Raw genomic sequence first — 19,911 nt, 5'->3', positions numbered from 1 at the left:
ACCACGAAACGAGCGTTCGGCCACCCCGCCGCGCGGGCCCGGGGACCGGCTCACGGAGTGCCACGAACCGGTCCGGCGGGGCCTCGGGCCCTGGCCTGATCCGGTCGGTAATCCGCCGGTGATCCGGGCGACAACTGCCCTGCGGCCCTCGCGGCGGGCCGTCCGCCCCCGCGCGGTGATCACTCCGAGTGACCGCCCCTGCGGCGTCCGGAGGCGGGCGCGGTGGCGCTCGCCCCGTGCTCCGGCCGGGTGTCCCCATTCGGACCAGTGGTCGATCTCGCCTACACTCGGTGGCGTGCCTCGTGGTGATGGACGACTCAACCACGACCTGCTCCCCGGAGAGAAAGGCCCCCAGGACGCTTGCGGCGTCTTCGGTGTCTGGGCTCCGGGCGAAGAGGTCGCCAAGCTCACCTATTTCGGACTGTATGCCCTGCAGCACCGTGGACAGGAGTCCGCGGGCATCGCAGTGAGCAACGGGTCCCAGATCCTGGTCTTCAAGGACATGGGACTGGTCTCGCAGGTCTTCGACGAAACTTCTCTGGGATCACTCCAGGGCCATATCGCGGTCGGTCATGCCCGCTACTCCACCACCGGTGCCTCGGTGTGGGAGAACGCGCAGCCGACGTTCCGTGCGACCGCGCATGGCTCGATCGCCCTGGGTCACAACGGCAACCTGGTCAATACGGCCCAGCTCGCCGAGATGGTCGCCGACCTCCCCCGCAAGGACGGTCGCGCCACCCAGGTCGCAGCGACCAACGACACCGATCTGGTGACCGCGCTGCTCGCCGGCCAGACCGATGACGAGGGCAAGCCGCTCACCATCGAGGAAGCCGCCACCAAGGTGCTTCCCGAGGCGAAGGGGGCCTTCTCCCTCGTCTTCATGGATGAGCACACCCTCTACGCCGCCCGTGACCCGCAGGGCATCCGCCCGCTGGTGCTGGGCCGGCTGGAGCGTGGCTGGGTGGTGGCCTCCGAGTCCGCCGCCCTCGACATCTGCGGTGCCAGTTTCGTCCGCGAGATCGAGCCCGGCGAGCTCGTCGCCATCGACGAGAACGGCCTGCGCACCTCACGGTTCGCGGAAGCGAAGCCCAAGGGCTGTGTCTTCGAGTACGTCTACCTGGCCCGCCCCGACACCGATATCGCCGGGCGGAACGTCTACCTCTCCCGGGTGGAGATGGGCCGCAGGCTGGCCGCGGAGGCTCCCGCCGACGCCGATCTGGTCATAGCGACTCCGGAATCCGGCACTCCCGCCGCCATCGGTTACGCGGAGGCCAGCGGAATCCCGTTCGGTGCCGGACTGGTCAAGAACGCCTACGTCGGCCGGACCTTCATCCAGCCGTCCCAGACCATCCGGCAGCTGGGCATCCGTCTCAAGCTGAACCCCCTCAAGGAAGTCATCAAGGGCAAGCGCCTGGTGGTCGTCGACGACTCGATCGTCCGCGGCAACACCCAGCGCGCGCTGGTCCGGATGCTCCGCGAGGCGGGCGCCGCCGAGATCCACATCCGGATCTCGTCGCCGCCGGTGAAGTGGCCCTGCTTCTTCGGCATCGACTTCGCGACCCGCGCCGAGCTGATCGCCAACGGCATGTCCGTCGACGAGATCGCCACGTCGATGGGGGCCGACTCGCTCTCGTACATCTCGATCGACTCGATGATCGAGGCGACGACGATCGACAAGCCGAACCTCTGCCGCGCCTGCTTCGACGGCGAGTACCCGATGGAGCTTCCGGACCCGGAGCTGCTCGGCAAGCAGCTGCTGGAGACCGAGCTGGCGGCAGGCCCTGCGGCGACCGCCGCGGCCGACGCGCTGCGCCGTCCGTGACCCGGACCGTCCGGCAGCCTTTCCACCAGCCCCGTATCTCCACACGAAAGATCCCAGGCAATGTCTGAGACAACAGGTGCTTCCTACGCGGCAGCGGGCGTCGACATCGAGGCCGGCGACCGTGCCGTCGAGCTGATGAAGGAGTGGGTGAAGAAGACGCAGCGCCCCGAGGTCGCGGGCCTCGGCGGCCTCGGCGGCTTCGCCGGACTCTTCGACGCCTCGGCCCTCAAGCGTTACGAGCGTCCGCTGCTCGCCTCCGCCACCGACGGCGTCGGCACCAAGGTCGACCTCGCCCGCCAGATGGGCGTGTACGACACGATCGGCCACGACCTCGTCGGCATGGTCGTGGACGACCTGGTCGTCTGCGGTGCCGAACCCCTCTTCATGACCGACTACATCTGTGTCGGCAAGGTGCACCCCGAGCGTGTCGCGGCCATCGTGAAGGGCATCGCGGAAGGCTGTGTGCTGGCGGGCTGCGCACTGGTCGGCGGCGAGACCGCCGAACACCCCGGTCTGCTCGGCCCGGACGACTTCGATGTCGCCGGCGCCGGTACCGGTGTGGTGGAGGCCGACCGTCTGCTGGGCCCCGACCGCATCCGCAAGGGGGACGCGGTCATCGCGATGGCGTCGTCCGGGCTTCACTCCAACGGGTACTCGCTCGTCCGCCACGTCGTCTTCGACCGGGCCGGCTGGACGCTGGACCGCGAGGTCGAGGAGTTCGGCCGGACGCTCGGCGAGGAGCTCCTGGAGCCCACCAGGATCTACTCCCTGGACTGCCTGGCGCTGACCCGTACGACCGAGGTGCACGGCTTCAGCCACGTCACCGGCGGCGGCCTGGCCAACAACCTGGCCCGGGTCGTCCCGGACGGACTGCACGCGACGGTGGACCGCTCCACCTGGACGCCCGGCGCGGTCTTCGACCTGGTGGGCAAGGCCGGTCAGGTCGAGCAGCTGGAGCTGGAGAAGACGCTCAACATGGGCGTCGGCATGATCGCGATCGTCCCGGCGGAGTCGGCCGACGCGGCCCTGACGACACTGGCGGACCGCGGTGTCGACTCCTGGATCGCCGGAGAGATCACCGACCGCGGTGCGCACGCGACGGGTGCGGAGCTCGTGGGCGGGTACGCGCGCTGAGCGTGGACACGCGGGACAGCACCGGTACGCCGGGCGGGCCGGGTCGGCCCGCCCGGCGTACCGGGACGGCACACGCTCCGGATCGGGACAGCACAGAACCCGGTCCGGGACAGGCCCGGACCGGGTTGATGTGTCAGCGCGAGGTCAAGCGCCGCGGCGCTGTGACGACGGACCGGACTGATCGTCCTCGCCCTCGTCATCGTCGTCGTTGTACTGATCCGCGTACTGTGCGTACGGGTCATCTTCCTCGTCGTCGTCCTCGAACGGCTCTGCGTTCGGTGGTTGACTCGAAGGTGATGCGCCCAGCTCATTGGCCAGACGCGACAGGTCAGTCCCGCCGCTGCTGTACTTCAGCTGACGGGCGACCTTTGTCTGCTTGGCCTTTGCCCGGCCGCGCCCCATGGCTCGACCCCCTCGGTGACGGGGCTCGACGGCCCCAGAGTCTTGACACGCGTTCATGTTTCAGGACGGACTCTCGGTAGAGAGACCGTGCCTGTAGAGCTTTAACGGTACCTGCTTCCGCGGCCCTACGGTACGCCGCCCGCATCACACGCCCCGGAAGAGGACCCGCGAGGAGCCCCGTCCTCGCTGGTCAACTGCGATTTTAACCTCTTCTGGGCATGCGACCCGCCGACCGGGGTGAGGCATGTCTCCCCGATCGGCGGGTACAGCGAGCCCTGCGCAGGGAATGACGCCCCGTAGGGCCCCTGCCGCGGTCAGCGACGGCGGGCGTCGGCCATCCGCTGCTCGGCGATCCGGTCGGCCGCCGCTGCCGGGGGAATGCCGTCACTCTTCGCACGTGCGAATATGGCCAGCGTCGTGTCGAAGATCCGTGCCGCCTTGGCCCGGCACCGGTCGAAGTCGAAGCCGTGCAGCTCGTCGGCGACCTGGATGACGCCGCCGGCGTTCACCACGTAATCGGGTGCGTAGAGGATCGAGCGGTCCGCGAGATCCTTCTCGACGCCCGGGTGCGCGAGCTGGTTGTTGGCCGCGCCGCACACCACGGAGGCGGTGAGCACCGGAACGGTGTCGTCGTTCAGCGCGCCGCCGAGCGCGCACGGGGCGTAGATGTCCAGGCCCTCGGTACGGATCAGCGTCCCGGTGTCCGCCGCCACGGCGACCTCGGGGTGCTTCTCGGTGATCCGGCGCACGGACTCGTCCCGCACATCGGTGACCGTGACCCGGGCGCCGTCCGCCAGCAGGTGCTCGACGAGGTGATGGCCGACCTTGCCGACTCCGGCGACCCCCACTTTTCGGCCACGCAGCGTCGGGTCGCCCCAGAGGTGCTGGGCCGAGGCCCGCATGCCCTGGAAGACGCCGAACGCGGTGAGCACCGACGAGTCGCCGGCGCCGCCGTTCTCGGGGGAACGGCCGGTGGTCCAGCGGCACTCGCGGGCCACGACGTCCATGTCGGCGACGTACGTGCCGACATCGCAGGCCGTCACGTAGCGGCCGCCGAGCGAGGCCACCGCCCGGCCGTAGGCCAGCAGCAGTTCGGTCCGCCGGGCGCCCTCGAAGGACTCCGGGTCGCCGATGATGACGGCCTTGCCGCCACCGTGGCCGAGCCCGGCCAGAGCGTTCTTGTACGACATGCCGCGCGCCAGGTTCAGCGCGTCCGCGACGGCCGCCTCCTCGGAGGCGTACGGATAGAAACGAGTGCCGCCCAGGGCCGGGCCCAGGGCGGTGGAGTGGATGGCGATGACGGCCTTGAGGCCGCTGGCACGGTCCTGGCAGAGCACGACTTGTTCGTGGCCCCCCTGATCCGAGTGGAACAGGGTGTGCAGGACGCCGTCGGTCACATCGGTCACTGTGGTGACTCCCCATTACGAAGCGGCGGGAGGACCCTCCTGAAGGTGGGGAGAGCCCCGGACCGACCGGCACGGACGGTCCGTGGGCATGAGCTTAAGGCCGCTCGTCCCGCGGGGACGGAGATGTGATCAGGTGCCGCGGATCACCCACGACCGGAGTACGGGCGTGACACGATCGCTGCATGTCGGTGGTGTCTTCTGTGCCCGTTCCATACGCGTCCTACCTCAGGGTCTACGAGCCACTGGCGGCCTTCCCGGAGGCCGAACGCGCGCACTGGGCGCGCTATGCGGGCCGTGCCCGGATGCCCACGGCCCAGGACGAACTGCGCCGTTCGCTGGCCGACCTGGTGGCGACCCCGCCGGTGGGTGTCCCGGCGCACGAGAGCGCCGACGCGTTCGTCGCCGAGGTGGACGGTGTGGTGTGCGTCTGCCCGTGGCGGACCCGGCTGCGCGGCTGGCTGGCGCTGGACGGTCTCGCGGACATGTTCCCCGGGCCGGTGCTCGACGCGGTGCTGCCGCCGGTGGTGCGCGGGCAGGCGCTCGCCGACCACGAGCGGTGGTCGGAGCGCAATCCGGACGCCCGGCCCTGGATCAGGACGGCGGTGTGGCAGGTCCCGGTGCGCTGGTTCGTCCTCGTCTCGGACGAGGAGCGCGAGCACCGGCCGGCGGGGGAGGACGGTGAGCCGGCCGTGCTGCGCTACCGGACGCCGATGGTCCAGGCGCGCCGCCGGCTGGCGCGGGCGCTGAAGACGTTGCGCGAGGCGATGGACGAGGGGCCGCTCACCGACGGCCTGGTGGATGTCGGCCGCTGGCTGGAGGAGTTCCATCCGCGCGCCCTGGTCGAGCTGGACTACGGCGGGCTGGTGCACGCCCTGCCGGCGCCGCACCTCGCCGAGGACCGGAGTGCGGCGGACGTGGCGGAGGGCATCGAGGCGCTGCGGTCCGGTGACGCCGAGGGGGCGAGTGCGGCGTACGCCCGTCTTTCGGAGCGCTGGAGGTCCGTAAGGGATCGTCAGTTCGCGAACTGACAAGCGATGAACCTGCGTCCTGTGTGACACGTGAGGGTGAAGAGGCGGAAGAGTACTCCTGATGTGTCAGGACCTACGTCCCGAACCGGGCCTTTGCCTCAAGCGTGATGGATAGCACTTACGGGGCCCTTGCGCCCTTACCTACTCCTCGTGCCAAAATAGGACAAGGAGTCCGGGGAGGGCTCCATTCGTCCAATTATGGGCGGAGTGCTCTGCATTGCGTTCTACGGGGGGTCTGACGACTCCTGATCGCTCTGTGACTGATCGTCACGGTGGTGTGACTGTCCGCTATGGCATGGTCCATCGGCTTCCGTCGCTGATGAACACCTGGGAGGGCAATTCCATCGGTTTGGCCGACGTGGCTGGACGGATGGTGTAGTTGTAGTGCCGAGGACAAGCCGTTCGTCCTATAACCGACTCGGCCCGCGTCCGCCATTTCGGGCAACGTGGGTCAAGGTGCAGAATTTAGAGGAAAGAACCGAGATTGTTCGGTTCTCCCGAGGAGGCCGCTCATGACCGCTCGCACCCCTGATGCCGAGCCGCTGCTGACCCCGGCTGAGGTTGCCACGATGTTCCGCGTGGACCCGAAGACGGTTACCCGTTGGGCCAAGGCAGGCAAGCTCACGTCCATCCGCACGCTCGGTGGACATCGCCGGTACCGCGAGGCAGAGGTCCGCGCACTGCTTGCGGGTATTCCGCAGCAGCGCAGCGAGGCCTGACCAACCCCTGTCGCCGCAGCACAACCGGGCTTTTGGGTCCCCCAACCCAGGTAGCCCGCCCATAGCTCCATATGACGGGCGCCCGCCCCAACGGGCGCCGTACCTGTGTCGTACAGGTCACGTCGTCAGATCGCGCTGGACTCCGCCGGGTCCAGCGCGATCTTTTTTGTGCGTTCACGGCCGGCCGGTCACGCGTGCTCGGGGCCGCGGCGCCCTGCCTGTTCAGGCCACTGGAAACCGGACGCCCGGTTGGCTCCCGATGGGTCTCGTGCGGGCTTGCTCGGGTCTGTGCGGGACTGTGTGACCTCGTCCCGGGAAGGCCTGGCGCGGACGGTTCGGTGGCTCCTGGGCGGGTCCCGTCCGAGTGGTGCAATTGCACATATTAAATTCGCCAGTTGTAGGAAGGGTGTAAAGTCACCCCTTCTCAAAACGGATTCAGTGACTCCCGTCACATGGCATGACTCTTGCCAAGTACGAGCCTGCCACTGCATAGGGGTGCGGCAGCACGCCATTGGTCACGTGGCGGGAGGACTTTCGTCCCGTGCTTGCCGGGGGGTGGACCGGCCGTCGTGGACCGGTTCCGGGCCTCCCGGCGCCGGCGCTTCGCCGGGAGGCGCTCCGAGGGCCCGCACGGCGGCCTTCCGGGGCCCTGTGGGCGCCCTGGAAGGGCCGGGTGGCTCCTCGGTGGGGTCTGCCGCCTGAGAGGCCGTCACGGGGTCCATGGCGAGCCGCAGCAGCCGGGCGCAGACCGCGCAGTGCCGGGTGAGGTGGCGGAAGCCGGTGGCGGCCGCCAGATGGGCGCGCAGCAGGGCGCGGATCTCGTGCCGGGGTGTCCTCCGCCGGGCCCGGGGCAGCGGCCGGGCCGGTTCGGGGGCGCCGCCCCCGTCCGTCCGGAGTTCCACGGGCGCCCGCAGTCTCTGCTCCGTCCGGAAACCGGTGTCCGGCCGGAAACCGTCATGCGTCCCCGGCTCCCCGTCCGTCCGGAAACCCTCGCTCGTTCGAAATCCCTCGCCCGTGGATGCCGCCATCCGCGCCACCTCCCGGTGGATGCGCGCTGTCCCGCGCCGAGAAAACAGGGACAGCCCCTGTTTTCTGAGTACTCGTCGGCGGACACCGGAGTCAATACGCGCGAAAGCCCGGATCCAGGGGATCCGGGCTTTCGTTACTGCGGTCCTGACGGGATTTGAACCCGCGGCCTCCACCTTGACAGGGTGGCGAGCACTCCAAACTGCTCCACAGGACCAGGTTTTCGCTGCTGCCTCGCGGCTGGCTGCGAAGACAGACTGTACAGGAGGTCAGAGGGTGCGGTCGACCTCACTTCCGGTGGCCGGCCGGTTACCCGGCCACCGGCGGACGGCTACGGGGCGGCGGCGTCGATCGCCTTCACGATCCGCTTGTCGGAGACGGGGAACGCGGTGCCCAGCGCGTGCGCGAAGTAGCTGACGCGCAGTTCCTCGATCATCCAGCGGATGTCCAGGACCTCCTGCGGAACGGGCCTGCCCTGCGGCAGCTGTTCGAGCAGCCAGGCGTACTCGTCCTGCATCTCGTGGACCTTCTCCATGCGCGAGGTGTCGCGCTGGACGTTGGTCGGCATCTGCTGGAGCCGGCGGTCCTCCGCGACCAGGTAGCGCATCAGGTCGGGCAGCCTGCGCAGCCCGGTCGCGGTGACGAACCCGGGCGGGACGAGACGGGCGAGGTGCTCCCGTACGTCGGTGACGTTGTTGATCAGGACCAGGCTGTTGGTGGCCTTCAGCCGGCGCTCGCACGCCTGCCAGGCCGCCAGGATCTGCTGGACCTGCCCGATCGTGCGGACGGTGAGGTCCACCAGATCGGCGCGCACCTTGTCGTACAGCTTCCGGAACGACGCCTCGTCCCAGGCGGGGCCGCCGTGCGCGGCGATCAGCCGGTCGGCGGCGGCGGTCGCGCAGTCGTCGAAGAGCGCCTGGACGGAGCCGTGCGGGTTGCGGGACAGGGCCAGCTTCTGCTGGTTCGTCAGCTTGTCCGAGGCGAACTTCGCCGGGTTCACCGGGATGTTCAGCAGGATCAGCTTCCGGGTGCCGCGCCACATCGCCTGCTGCTGCTCGGCCTCGGTGTCGAAGAGCCGTACGGCGACCGTCTCGCCCTGGTCGACGAGGGCCGGGTAGGCCTTCACCGGCTGGCCGGCCCGCCGGGTCTCGAAGATCCGGTCCAGGGTGCCGATCGTCCAGTCCGTGAGGCCGGAACGCTCGATGGACTCGCCCGTGGGCCCCGCGGTCGCCGCCGCGGCCTGGGAGAGCGCCTGCCGGGCCTTGGGCCGCAGCTGGATCTTCAGCGCCTCCAGGTCCTTGTCCTCCGCGACCTTGCGGCGCCGCTCGTCGACGATCCGGAAGGTGATCTTCAGGTGGTCCGGGACACGGCTCAGGTCGAAGTCGTCCGCGGTGACCGGGACGCCGACCATCCGCTGGAGCTCGCGGGCGAGCGTGACCGGCAGCGGCTCCTGGAGGGGCACGGCCCGGTCGAGGAACTTGTCCGCGTAGTTCGGGGCGGGGACGTAGTGCCGGCGGATCGGCTTGGGCAGGGAGCGGATCAGCTCGGTGACCACTTCCTCGCGCAGGCCCGGGATCTGCCAGTCGAAGCCCTCCGACGTGACCTGGTTGAGCACCTGGAGCGGGATGTGGACGGTCACGCCGTCGGCGTCCGCGCCGGGCTCGAACTGGTACGTCACCCGGAACTTGAGCTTCCCCTGCCGCCAGGAGTCCGGGTAGTCGTCCTTGGTGACGTTCCCGGCCTTCTCGTTGATGAGCATCGAGCGCTCGAAGTCCAGCGCGTCCGGCTCGTCCCGGCGCTTCTGCTTCCACCAGGAGTCGAAGTGCGCACCCGAGACGATGTGCTCCGGGAGCCGCTGGTCGTAGAAGTCGAAGAGCGTCTCGTCGTCCACGAGGATGTCGCGGCGCCGGGCACGGTGCTCCAGCTCCTCGACCTCGCCCAGGAGCTTGCGGTTGTCGTGGAAGAACTGGTGGTGCGTGCGCCAGTCGCCCTCCACCAGGGCGTTGCGGATGAAGAGGTCCCGCGAGATCTCCTGGTCGATACGGCCGAAATTGACCTTGCGCTGGGCGACGATCGGTACGCCGTACAGCGTGACCCGCTCGAACGCCATCACCGCCGCCTGGTCCTTCTCCCAGTGCGGCTCGCTGTAGGTGCGCTTCAGCAGGTGCTGGGCCAGCGGCTCGATCCACTCCGGCTCGACGCGCGCGTTGACCCGCGCCCACAGCCGGGACGTCTCCACCAGCTCGGCCGACATCACGAACCGCGGCTGCTTCTTGAAGAGCGCCGACCCCGGGAAGATCGCGAACTTGGCGTTGCGGGCACCGACGTACTCGTTCTTCTCGGTGTCCTTCAGTCCGATGTGCGACAGCAGACCGGCCAGCAGCGAGGTGTGCACCGACTGCTCGGGAGCGTCCTCGTCATTGAGCTCGATGCCCATCTGCTTGGCGACCGTGCGCAGCTGTGCGTAGATGTCCTGCCATTCGCGGATGCGCAGGAAGTTCAGGTACTCCTGTTTGCACATCCGGCGGAAGCTGGAGGAGCCGCGCTCCTTCTGCTGCTCGCGGACGTAGCGCCACAGGTTCAGGAACGCCAGGAAGTCGGACGTCTCGTCCTTGAACCGGGCGTGCTGCTGATCGGCCTGCGTCTGCTTCTCGGACGGGCGCTCGCGCGGGTCCTGGATGGAGAGCGCGGCGGCGATGACCATGACCTCGCGGACACAGCCGTTGCGGTCGGCCTCGATGACCATCCGGGCCAGGCGCGGGTCCACCGGCAGCTGGGAGAGCTGACGGCCCAGCGGGGTGAGCCGCTTCCTGGGATCCTTCTCCTCCGGATCCAGCGCCCCCAGCTCCTGGAGGAGCTGCACACCGTCGCGGATGTTGCGGTGGTCCGGCGGATCGATGAAGGGGAACTTCTCGATGTCGCCCAGACCGGCCGCGGTCATCTGGAGGATGACGGAGGCCAGGTTCGTCCGCAGGATCTCCGGGTCCGTGAACTCCGGACGGGTCAGGAAGTCGTCCTCGGAGTACAGCCGGATGCAGATGCCGTCCGACGTACGGCCGCAGCGGCCCTTGCGCTGGTTGGCGCTGGCCTGCGAGATCCGCTCGATCGGCAGCCGCTGGACCTTGGTGCGGTGGCTGTAGCGGGAGATACGGGCGTTGCCCGGGTCGATCACGTACTTGATGCCGGGCACGGTCAGCGAGGTCTCGGCGACATTGGTCGCCAGCACGATCCTGCGACCGGTGTGGCGCTGGAACACCCGGTGCTGCTCGGCGTGCGACAGACGTGCGTAGAGGGGGAGCACCTCGGTGTGTCTGAGGTTGCGCTTGCCCAGCGCGTCCGCGGTGTCGCGGATCTCCCGCTCCCCGGAGAGGAAGACCAGGACGTCGCCGGGCCCCTCCGACTGGAGCTCGTCGACGGCGTCGCAGATCGCGGTGATCTGGTCGCGGTCGGAGTCGTCGCCCTCCTCCTCCAGGAGCGGGCGGTACCGCACCTCCACGGGGTACGTACGGCCGCTGACCTCGACGACCGGGGCCTCGCCGAAGTGGCGCGCGAAGCGCTGGGGGTCGATCGTCGCCGAGGTGATGACGACCTTCAGATCCGGGCGCTTGGGCAGCAGCCGGGCCAGATAGCCGAGCAGGAAGTCGATGTTCAGCGACCGCTCGTGGGCCTCGTCGATGATGATCGTGTCGTACGCGAGCAGCTCGCGGTCCGTCTGGATCTCGGCGAGCAGGATGCCGTCCGTCATGAGCTTGACGAAGGTCGCGTCCTGATTCACCTGGTCGGTGAAGCGGACCTTCCAGCCCACCGCCTCGCCCAGCGGCGTCTTCAGCTCCTCCGCGATGCGCTCGGCCACCGTGCGCGCCGCGATCCGGCGGGGCTGGGTGTGCCCGATCATGCCGCGGACGCCACGCCCCAGCTCCATGCAGATCTTGGGGATCTGGGTGGTCTTGCCGGAGCCGGTCTCACCGGCGACGATCACGACCTGGTGGTCACGTATCGCCTCCAGGATCTCGTCCTTCTTCTGGCTGACCGGAAGCTGTTCGGGGTACGTGAGGGCAGGCAGCCGCCCGGCCCGCAGTGCGAGCCGTCCCGCCGCCTTCGTGGCCTGGGCGGCGATCTCGTCCAGCACACCTTGCTGGGCCTCGGGCTGACGAATGCGGCGCGCGCCTTCGAGGCGGCGGCCGAGCCGGTGGGCGTCGCGCAGCGAGAGCTGCCCGAGCTGGGACTGGAGATCGGCGAAGGAAGTAGACATACGGGTTCCAGGATCTCACCCGGGCCCGAGGAACGGCGAACGTATTTCGCGCGGGCTCGGTCACGGAGTCGGCACGGCGGGGGGCGGCGCGATCACAGCACGTACCATTCCGGACAGTTGAACCCCCGTGAACCCCGTCCGCAGAACAGCCCGCAGGAAGGCCGGCCGCCCGTGACCCGTTCGCAGTGGTGCTGCCTGGTGGCGGCCCTCGCGGTGGTCCTCGGCCTGTTCTGCGGACAGTCGGCGGTGGCCCGGACGGCGGCCGCCGCGGCGGTCCCGGCGGCGGTGGTCGTGCCGTCCCCGGTGTCCGGCCCGGTATCCGCCCACGTATCCGACCGGGATCCGGCGCCGGTCGCAGTCACCGCGGACAGCGGGGACGGGATTCCGGGCTGCGGCAGGGGCGGGAAGCGCCAGGGCAGCGAACCCGCAGTTCCCGGCCGGTCCCGCACGGCCCAGGACCAGGCGCCGGGCCTCGCCGAATGGGGCCTGCCCGTCGCCACCGGGCCGGGGCCGGTCCGGCCGCCCGCTCCGACGGCGCTGCGCGGTCCCGACGCGACCGCGCCCACTCCGGTGGAGCTCTCCGTACTGAGGGTGTAGACGGCCCGCCTCGCCACGGCCGTCCGCTCACCCCGCCCGCATCGCCAGCACGGAGTTCCGCATGTCCAAGCCCATGCCCAAGCCCGCGTCCAAGCCGTCCCCGAAGTCCCGTACGACCGGCAGGCCGAACAAGGCCGCCAGGTCCAGGAAGCCGCTCGTCTACGGCGCCGGGATCGTCGTGGCCGCGGCCCTGCTCGGTTACGTCTCCTACCGGGCCACCGCCCCCGACGCCCCGGGCTCCGGCTCCTCCGCGGTCGCCGAGGTCAGCGCGGACCCGGAGGCCGGCGTCTACCCGGAGCTGGCGAAGCTGGCCAGGCGCGACGCCGGCGACAAGCTGGCACAGGGCCGGCCGGACGCGCCCGTCGTCCTCATCGAGTACGCCGACTTCAAGTGCGGCTACTGCGCGAAGTTCGCCCGCGACACCGAACCCGCCCTGGTGAAGAAGTACGTCGACAACGGCACCCTGCGCATCGAGTGGCGCAACTTCCCGATCTTCGGCGCCGAGTCGGAGACCGCGGCGCGCGCTTCCTGGGCCGCCGGACAACAGGGGCGCTTCTGGCAGTTCCACAGCGCCGCGTACGCCGAAGGGGTCAAGGAGAAGGGGTTCGGCAAGGACCGCCTGAAGGCGCTCGCCCAGCAGGCGGGGGTGGCCGACCTGGACCGCTTCCAGGCCGACACGGACGGCGCGGCGGCCGCGGCCGCGGTGAGCAAGGACCAGGAGCAGGGGTACGGAATCGGCGCGACGTCCACCCCGTCCTTCCTGATCAACGGCCGCCCGCTCGCCGGAGCACAGCCGACGCAGACCTTCGTCGACGCCATCGAGCAGGCGGCGGAGCAGGCGAAGAACGCCGGCGGCGCGGGCGAGGACGCCAAGGGCGCCGAGCCGTCCACCGGCAGCACCGGCAGCACCGGCAGCACCGGCAGCACGGGCTCCGCGGGCGCGACGAAGTGACGGCCGGGATCGGCTACTTCGCCGCACTCCTCGGCGGACTGCTGGCGCTGCTCAGCCCGTGCAGCGCCCTGCTGCTCCCCGCCTTCTTCGCGTACTCCATCAACTCCACCTCACGGCTCCTCGCCCGGACCGGGATCTTCTACGCGGGCCTGGCCACCACCCTCGTCCCGCTGGGCGCGGCGGGTTCGTACGCCGGACGGCTCTTCTACAGCCACCGCGACGCCCTCGTCCTCGGCGCGGGCTGGCTGATCATCGTGCTCGGCGTCGCCCAGATCGTCGGTCTCGGCTTCGCCTCGCGGCGGATCGCCGCCCTCAGCGGCCGGATCCGTCCCACCACCGCCGTATCGGTCTACGCGCTCGGCGCGGTCTACGGACTGGCCGGATTCTGCGCGGGGCCGATCCTCGGGAGCGTGCTGACCGTGGCGGCCGTCAGCGGCAGCCCGGCGTACGGGGGACTGCTCCTCGCCGTCTACGCCCTGGGCATGGCGGTGCCGCTCTTCCTGCTCGCGCTGCTCTGGGAACGGTTCGAGCTGGGCCGCCGCGCGTGGCTGCGCGGGCGGGTCGTGCGGCTCGGCCGCTTCGAGCTGCACACCACGTCGCTGCTGTCGGGGCTCTTCTTCATCGGGCTCGGCGCCATGTTCCTGGTCTACGACGGGACGACCGCGCTGCCGGGACTGCTGGACGTGGACCAGTCGTTCGCCGTGGAGCAGTGGGCCCAGGGCGTCGGCGAGCATGTGCCGGATGTGGTGATGCTGGTCGCGGTGGTGGCCGTGGTGCTGTTGATGCTCGCGGTACGGGCCGGGCGCCGCCGCCGTGCGGAGGCCGCGGACGCGCTGAACACCGCTGACCGGGAGGGTGCCTGACACGGCGAAGGCCCCGTCCACCGGACGGGGCCTTCGGGTGGTGGCTGGGGCCGGGATCGAACCGGCGACCTATCGCTTTTCAGGCGATCGCTCGTACCAACTGAGCTACCCAGCCACGCAGCTCATACGGGCTGCAGCGGTCCTGACGGGATTTGAACCCGCGGCCTCCACCTTGACAGGGTGGCGAGCACTCCAAACTGCTCCACAGGACCAAGCTATGTGCGAGACGAGTCTCGCACACGTTTTAGCGTGCCCCCAACGGGATTCGAACCCGTGCTACCGCCTTGAAAGGGCGGCGTCCTGGGCCACTAGACGATGAGGGCTAAGGGCCCACCTGCGCGCTTTCCCAGCGCGTCGGGGACGTCAGAAGCATATGGGATGGCGGCAGCTATCGCCAAAACGGTTTACCGGGACGTCGTGGGAGCCGTCGGGAGCGGGGTCGGGAGAGCCGGTTTCTCCTCCGGGAGATGGCGGCTGACCTCGGCCGTCGTCAGGCCGAGCCCGCCCAGGGTGATCTCGTCCCAGGCCTGTAGGCGCCGGGTGGAGCGGTCCAGGTAGAGCACGGACGCGAGCACCTGTTCCGGCTTCTTGTTCTGTACGGCGCGCAGCCCGCCGCCGCCCGTGGAGCCCTCGACCTTCAGCCGGGTGCCGAGCTTCATCACCTCGTTCTGCCGGTGGTGCACATGGCCGGCCAGGACGAGCGGGACCGTGCCGTCCGTCTCCCGGGCCGCCGCCGGCTCGTGGGTGACGGCGATGTCGACCGGGGTGCCGGCCCGCTGCTGGCCGCGCAGGGCGGCCGCCAGCCGCAGGCCCGCCGTCCGTTCGACGTCCTCGGCCTGTTCGGGCCCGGTGCGGTCCGGGGTGAACTCCGGGTCCCCGATGCCCGCGACCCGCAGTCCGCCGACGTTCACCGCCCGGCCCTCGTCCAGCACGTGCACGTTCTTGAACCGTTCGGCGTGCTCCAGGTACTTCTGGGTGGTCGCGGAGTCGTGGTTCCCGCGGACCCAGACGTAGGGGGCGCCCAGATCGCTGACGGGGTCGAGGAAGTTGTTCTCGACGGCGGCGCCGTGGTCCATCGTGTCGCCCGAGTCGATGATCACGTCGATGTCGTACTGCTCGACGAGCGAGCCGATGATGTGCCAGGCCGCGGGGTTCAGATGGATGTCGGAGACGTGCAGGACGCGGAGCGTGGCGGGGTCCGGGCTGTAGACGGGGAGCGTCGAGGTGGCGTCGTACAGCTTGGTGACGTTGGTGACCAGCCGGGCCAGCTCCCGCTGGTAGACGTCGAAGTCGGTGACGATCGAGCGGGCGTCGCCGACGACGGAGGGGGCGCTGGAGAGCAGGCCGGAGAACCGGGGTTCCAGGACCGACTTCGGGTTCCAGGTGGCGTACGCGGCGACCCCGGAGGCGGCCAGCAGCGAGAGCGCGAGCCCGCCGGCCGCCAGGGCGCGGCGGGGCCTGCGGTAGACCGCGAGGCCCAGTGCGGTGGCTCCGGAGACGACCGCGACGCAGGAGCGCAGGGCGAGCTCACGGGTGCCGGCGGCGACGTCCGCGGTGACCTCGTCCTCCAGGCCCGACAGCCGTTCGGGGTGCTGGACCAGGGCCTCGGAGCGGACCGGGTCGAGTCGGTCGACATCGACGTCGAGCCGGACCGGGGCGCGGTGCGAGTCCAGTTCCAGGGCGCCGAGCGGCGACACGTTGATCTTGGTGCCGCCGCTGAGCGAGGGGCGCAGGGTCATCGTCGTGTCCATCGGGCCGACGGTCGTACGGACGCTGCCGACGGCCAGCAGCCCGAGCCAGGCACCGAACAGCACGACGGTGACCAGACCCAGCGCGCGGACGAACGGGCGCGGCGGGGCGACGGGCGTGCCGCCGGCGCGGCGGACGCGGAGGCGGCGGACACGGGCTGCTGCGGCACGGAACGGGTCGCGGGCCATTGGGCGACTGTGCCCCGGTCCGCGGGGAGGTATGCGCTCCGGGCACCTCGGGGCACTTCCGGCCCCGGTACGTGACAATGACGGGGTGCTGGAGATGACGCGGGAAGAGTTCGAGGAACTGGTCGGCGAGGCCCTGGACCGGATCCCGCCGGAGCTGACCCGGCTGATGGACAACGTCGCGGTCTTCGTCGAGGACGAACCGGAAGCCGATGATCCGGATCTGCTCGGGCTCTACGAGGGCACGCCGCTGACCGAGCGCGGTGAGTGGTACGCGGGCGTGCTGCCGGACCGGATCACCATCTACCGGGGGCCGACGCTGCGGATGTGCGAGTCGCGCGAGCACGTCGTCGCCGAGACGGAGATCACCGTCGTCCATGAGATCGCCCACCACTTCGGCATCGACGACGAGAGGCTCCACGCGCTCGGTTACGGGTGAGGTGCGGGGGTGGCCGGGGCCGGCGGTCCGGATCGTGCGGGTTCGCGGCGTCCGGTGCCCGACGCGGACCCCCAGGTGTGAATGAGGTGTGCGGGCCGGGGCCGGGGCGTGTCCCCGGCGGGGCGGCGGGAGTTGGGCACAGCGCTCCCCGGCTCGTTTCCGTACCGCCTCGTCCCTCTTCGTGCCCCCGGAGGTGCCCCGTGCGCCCGTTGTCCGTCCCTGTCCCCGTCCGCTGGGCGGCCGTCACCGTTGTGACGATCGCCGCGTCCACAGGCTGTATGAGCGTCGGCGACGGCGGAGGGAAACCGGCACCCTCGCGGTCCGCCGCACCGAAGGGGGTGACGGCCGGCCCCGACGGCTCCACCGCGGCCGGCACCGGCCGGGCCCGTACCGGCGCCACCGAGGCGCACTCCGAGCGGGAGGCGGCCGAGTCCGGCGCCCCGAGCGCCTCCGCGGAGCCCTCGGGCAGTCCCGGCACGGGGTCCGCCGAGCCCGGTCGGGTCCGGATCGGCCGGATGCCGGCGCCGCCGCTCCCGTCGTCGGAGCCCGGGGTCCCGCAGCGGCCCGACCCCCCGGCTCCGTCCGAACCGCAGGCCCCTGAGCCGTCGGCTCCGCCCGAGCCCGAGCCGCAGCCCTCGGAGCCGCCGGAGGTGCCCTCGGCGTCGCCCGCCGCTCAGCTCCGTACGGACGCGATGGGTGCGCTGGACAACGTGGACGAGATGCGGACCCCGGAGGCATCGCCGCAGGTGGGACCGGCTTGACGGGGTGGTCGTCGGGGGGCCGGTTTGCACGATGCGGGGGTGAGTGCGTATGGTAGTAGATCGTTTGATCCATTGCCCGGCGCCGACACAGAAGAGCGCCGTGTGGCGCGTACTCTCCCTTGCCGTGGCTGGACCGCATTGAGGCGGTCGAAATTGCGAAAACACGGAGTTACGGGCGCGTGCCGAGACTCCGGAAGGTTTCGCATTTCGCATGTCAATTTCCAGTTCTGACCACACCGTGCTGCCCGAGAACATCGAGAACGACGAGCTCGTCGAGGCCGCAGAGGCCGTAGTCGCCGAGTCCGCCGTCTCCATCAAGGACTACATCGCGGCCCCCCAGGCCGACACCGACGCCCCGCAGGCCGAGAGCGACGCCCCCCGGGCCGAGAAGGCCGCTCCGGAGGCCGAGAAGGCCGAGCAGAGCGTCTCCGACGCCCCGCAGGCCGACGCCGGCACGGACACCGACTCCGCCGCCGACGAGGCGGACGCCGAGCCGACCGTCACGTTCGCCAGCCTGGGCCTGCCCGACGGCATCGTCCGCAAGCTCGCGCAGAACGGTGTGACCGCGCCCTTCCCGATCCAGGCAGCGACCATCCCGGACGCCCTGGCCGGGAAGGACATCCTCGGCCGCGGCCGTACCGGCTCCGGCAAGACCCTCTCCTTCGGTCTGCCGACGCTGGCCTCGCTGTCCGGCGGGCACACCGAGAAGAAGAAGCCCCGCGCGATCATCCTCACCCCGACGCGTGAGCTCGCGATGCAGGTCGCGGACGCCCTCCAGCCCTACGGCGACGTGCTCGGCCTGAAGATGAAGGTCGTCTGCGGCGGTACGTCGATGGGCAACCAGATCTACGCGCTGGAGCGCGGTGTCGACGTCCTCGTCGCCACCCCGGGCCGGCTGCGCGACATCATCAACCGGGGAGCCTGCTCCCTGGAGAACGTCCAGGTCGCCGTCCTCGACGAGGCCGACCAGATGTCCGACCTGGGCTTCCTGCCCGAGGTCACCGAGCTGCTCGACCAGATCCCCGGTGGCGGCCAGCGGATGCTCTTCTCCGCCACCATGGAGAACGAGATCGGCACCCTGGTCAAGCGCTACCTGAGCAACCCGGTCACCCACGAGGTCGACTCCGCCCAGGGCAACGTCTCGACCATGTCGCACCACGTCCTCGTCGTGAAGCCGAAGGACAAGGCGCCGGTCACCTCCGCCATCGCCGCCCGCAAGGGCCGCACGATCATCTTCGTCCGCACCCAGCTGGGCGCCGACCGCATCGCCGAGCAGCTCGTCGAGGCGGGCGTCAAGGCGGACGCGCTGCACGGCGGCATGACCCAGGGCGCCCGTACCCGCGTTCTCGAGGACTTCAAGAAGGGCTTCGTCAACGCGCTGGTCGCGACCGACGTCGCGGCGCGCGGTATCCACGTCGACGGCATCGACCTGGTCCTGAACGTGGACCCGGCCGGCGACCACAAGGACTACCTGCACCGCTCGGGCCGTACCGCCCGTGCCGGCAAGTCCGGTGTCGTGGTCTCGCTGGCGCTGCCGCACCAGCGTCGTCAGATCTTCCGCCTGATGGAGGACGCGGGCGTCGACGCCTCGCGCCACATCGTCCAGGGCGCGGGCGTCTTCGAGCCCGAGGTCGCCGAGATCACCGGTGCCCGTTCGCTCACCGAGGTCCAGGCCGACTCCGCGAACAACGCCGCCAAGCAGGCCGAGCGCGAGGCCGCCGACCTGACCAAGCAGCTCGAGCGCATCCAGCGCCGTGCCGTGGAGCTGCGCGAGGAGGCCGACCGCCTGGTCGCCCGTGCCGCACGCGAGCGGGGCGACGACCCCGAGGCAGCGGTGGCCGAGGTCGCCGCGGAGGCGGAGGCCGCACTCCTGGCCGCCGCTTCCGTGCCGGAGCAGCAGGCCGCGCGCGAGGAGCGTCGCGACGACCGCGGCAACTTCGAGCGCCGGGACAACCGCGGCGGCGACCGTGGCGGCTACCGCGGCGGCAACGACCGTACCGGCGAGCGCAGTGGGCGTCCCGCCGGCAGCAACGGCTACCGCGGCAGCAGCGACCGTCCGTCGTTCCGCGGCAGCAACGACCGTCGCGAGGACCGTCCCGTCGGTGGCGGTTTCCGCTCCGGTGGCGGCGACCGTCGTGACGACCGTGGCGGCCGTTCTTTCGAGCGTCGTGACAACGACCGTCCCGCGTTCAACCGTGACCGTCGTGACGAGCGTCCCTCGGGCGGTTTCCGCTCCGGTGGCGGCGACCGTCGTGACGACCGTGGCGGCCGCCCCTTCGAGCGTCGCGACAACGACCGCCCGGCCGGTGGCTTCAGCCGTGACAACGACCGTCCGGCGTTCAACCGTGACCGTCGTGACGAGCGCCCGTCCGGTGGCTTCCGCTCCGGTGGCGGCGACCGCCCGTTCAACCGTGACGACCGTCCCTCCGGCGGCTTCCGCTCGGGCGGCAACGACCGTCCGACCGGCCGTCGTGACGACCACCGCTCCACGGGAACCGGCACGAGCACCGGCTCCTTCGGCCGCCGCGACGACAAGCCGCGCTGGAAGCGCAACGGCTGATCGTCCGATCGCCTGA

At 70.5% G+C, this 19,911-nt stretch carries 15 protein-coding genes and 4 tRNA genes; 10 read left to right on the top strand and 9 right to left on the bottom strand.

All coding sequences use genetic code 11. The features are described 5' to 3' along the window. Positions 1 to 295 precede the first annotated feature (295 nt). Together purF and purM are read left to right on the top strand one after the other, a co-directional pair. Entirely contained in the window at positions 296 to 1,822 is a 1,527-nt protein-coding gene (gene purF / locus ACIO3R_RS31605; protein WP_385041047.1) for an amidophosphoribosyltransferase, read from the top strand. Between the two features lie 60 nt (positions 1,823 to 1,882). Beyond that, the gene (gene purM, locus ACIO3R_RS31600) at positions 1,883 to 2,956 is read left to right on the top strand and encodes a phosphoribosylformylglycinamidine cyclo-ligase (protein ID WP_385041044.1); all 1,074 of its coding nucleotides are present in this window, start codon (positions 1,883 to 1,885) and stop codon (positions 2,954 to 2,956) included. Between the two features lie 144 nt (positions 2,957 to 3,100). On the opposite strand, the gene ACIO3R_RS31595 is transcribed toward purM, so the two are convergent. Then, positions 3,101 to 3,358 (bottom strand): DUF3073 domain-containing protein, encoded by a 258-nt coding sequence (locus tag ACIO3R_RS31595; protein WP_385036395.1) that lies wholly within the window; start codon positions 3,356 to 3,358, stop codon positions 3,101 to 3,103. A gap of 314 nt (positions 3,359 to 3,672) precedes the next feature. After that, complete coding sequence (locus tag ACIO3R_RS31590; RefSeq protein WP_402110417.1) at positions 3,673 to 4,764, bottom strand: Leu/Phe/Val dehydrogenase; 1,092 nt, start codon at positions 4,762 to 4,764, stop codon at positions 3,673 to 3,675. Between the two features lie 182 nt (positions 4,765 to 4,946). On the opposite strand from ACIO3R_RS31590, the gene ACIO3R_RS31585 reads away from it, so the two are divergent. Both ACIO3R_RS31585 and bldC read left to right on the top strand, forming a co-directional pair. Continuing rightward, positions 4,947 to 5,792 carry a hypothetical protein gene (locus tag ACIO3R_RS31585; RefSeq protein ID WP_402110416.1) on the top strand — a complete coding sequence of 282 codons (846 nt, stop codon included), beginning with the start codon at positions 4,947 to 4,949 and terminating at the stop codon, positions 5,790 to 5,792. 512 nt (positions 5,793 to 6,304) lie between these two features. Beyond that, a complete protein-coding gene (gene bldC, locus ACIO3R_RS31580) occupies positions 6,305 to 6,511 on the top strand; it encodes a developmental transcriptional regulator BldC (RefSeq protein ID WP_003949541.1) in 207 nt (68 codons plus the stop codon). Positions 6,512 to 7,026: 515 nt separating this feature from the next. Here bldC and ACIO3R_RS31575 read toward each other — a convergent pair. From ACIO3R_RS31575 to hrpA, 3 genes are all read right to left on the bottom strand, one after another. Beyond that, entirely contained in the window at positions 7,027 to 7,539 is a 513-nt protein-coding gene (locus ACIO3R_RS31575) for a DUF6274 family protein (protein ID WP_402110414.1), read from the bottom strand. A gap of 140 nt (positions 7,540 to 7,679) precedes the next feature. Next, positions 7,680 to 7,754, bottom strand: a tRNA-Asp gene (locus ACIO3R_RS31570). Between the two features lie 114 nt (positions 7,755 to 7,868). Beyond that, the gene (hrpA, locus tag ACIO3R_RS31565) at positions 7,869 to 11,789 is read right to left on the bottom strand and encodes an ATP-dependent RNA helicase HrpA (protein WP_385036399.1); all 3,921 of its coding nucleotides are present in this window, start codon (positions 11,787 to 11,789) and stop codon (positions 7,869 to 7,871) included. Positions 11,790 to 11,960: 171 nt separating this feature from the next. Here hrpA and ACIO3R_RS31560 point away from each other — a divergent pair, with 171 nt between their 5' ends. The 3 genes from ACIO3R_RS31560 to ACIO3R_RS31550 all read left to right on the top strand — a co-directional run bounded on the left by ACIO3R_RS31560 (position 11,961) and on the right by ACIO3R_RS31550 (position 14,201). Then, on the top strand, positions 11,961 to 12,386 hold the full coding sequence (locus tag ACIO3R_RS31560; protein ID WP_402110412.1) for a hypothetical protein: 426 nt from the start codon (positions 11,961 to 11,963) through the stop codon (positions 12,384 to 12,386). Between the two features lie 61 nt (positions 12,387 to 12,447). Beyond that, positions 12,448 to 13,338 (top strand): DsbA family protein, encoded by an 891-nt coding sequence (locus ACIO3R_RS31555; RefSeq protein WP_402110411.1) that lies wholly within the window; start codon positions 12,448 to 12,450, stop codon positions 13,336 to 13,338. Beyond that, complete coding sequence (locus ACIO3R_RS31550; protein WP_402110409.1) at positions 13,335 to 14,201, top strand: cytochrome c biogenesis CcdA family protein; 867 nt, start codon at positions 13,335 to 13,337, stop codon at positions 14,199 to 14,201. Before ACIO3R_RS31555 ends, ACIO3R_RS31550 begins: the two co-directional genes overlap by 4 nt. A gap of 38 nt (positions 14,202 to 14,239) precedes the next feature. Here ACIO3R_RS31550 and ACIO3R_RS31545 read toward each other — a convergent pair. The 4 genes from ACIO3R_RS31545 to ACIO3R_RS31530 form a co-directional block, all read right to left on the bottom strand. After that, positions 14,240 to 14,316 (bottom strand) — tRNA-Phe (locus ACIO3R_RS31545). 22 nt (positions 14,317 to 14,338) lie between these two features. Next, positions 14,339 to 14,413 (bottom strand) — tRNA-Asp (locus ACIO3R_RS31540). A 38-nt stretch (positions 14,414 to 14,451) separates the two neighbouring features. Continuing rightward, a tRNA-Glu gene (locus tag ACIO3R_RS31535) sits at positions 14,452 to 14,524 on the bottom strand. An 81-nt stretch (positions 14,525 to 14,605) separates the two neighbouring features. Further along, complete coding sequence (locus ACIO3R_RS31530) at positions 14,606 to 16,138, bottom strand: metallophosphoesterase (protein WP_402110408.1); 1,533 nt, start codon at positions 16,136 to 16,138, stop codon at positions 14,606 to 14,608. A gap of 85 nt (positions 16,139 to 16,223) precedes the next feature. On the opposite strand from ACIO3R_RS31530, the gene ACIO3R_RS31525 reads away from it, so the two are divergent. From ACIO3R_RS31525 to ACIO3R_RS31515, 3 genes are all read left to right on the top strand, one after another. Beyond that, positions 16,224 to 16,574, top strand: coding sequence for a metallopeptidase family protein (locus ACIO3R_RS31525; protein ID WP_385036404.1), 351 nt, complete (start codon positions 16,224 to 16,226; stop codon positions 16,572 to 16,574). Positions 16,575 to 16,852: 278 nt separating this feature from the next. Continuing rightward, positions 16,853 to 17,335, top strand: coding sequence for a hypothetical protein (locus tag ACIO3R_RS31520; RefSeq protein ID WP_402110407.1), 483 nt, complete (start codon positions 16,853 to 16,855; stop codon positions 17,333 to 17,335). A gap of 211 nt (positions 17,336 to 17,546) precedes the next feature. Further along, on the top strand, positions 17,547 to 19,895 hold the full coding sequence (locus ACIO3R_RS31515) for a DEAD/DEAH box helicase (protein WP_402110405.1): 2,349 nt from the start codon (positions 17,547 to 17,549) through the stop codon (positions 19,893 to 19,895). The last annotated feature ends 16 nt before the right edge of the window (positions 19,896 to 19,911 follow it).

Source organism: Streptomyces sp. NPDC087428 (assembly GCF_044744085.1).
GTDB lineage: Bacteria > Actinomycetota > Actinomycetes > Streptomycetales > Streptomycetaceae > Streptomyces.
Note: the sequence above shows the minus strand (reverse complement) of the source record. Positions and strands in the feature narration are given on the sequence as shown.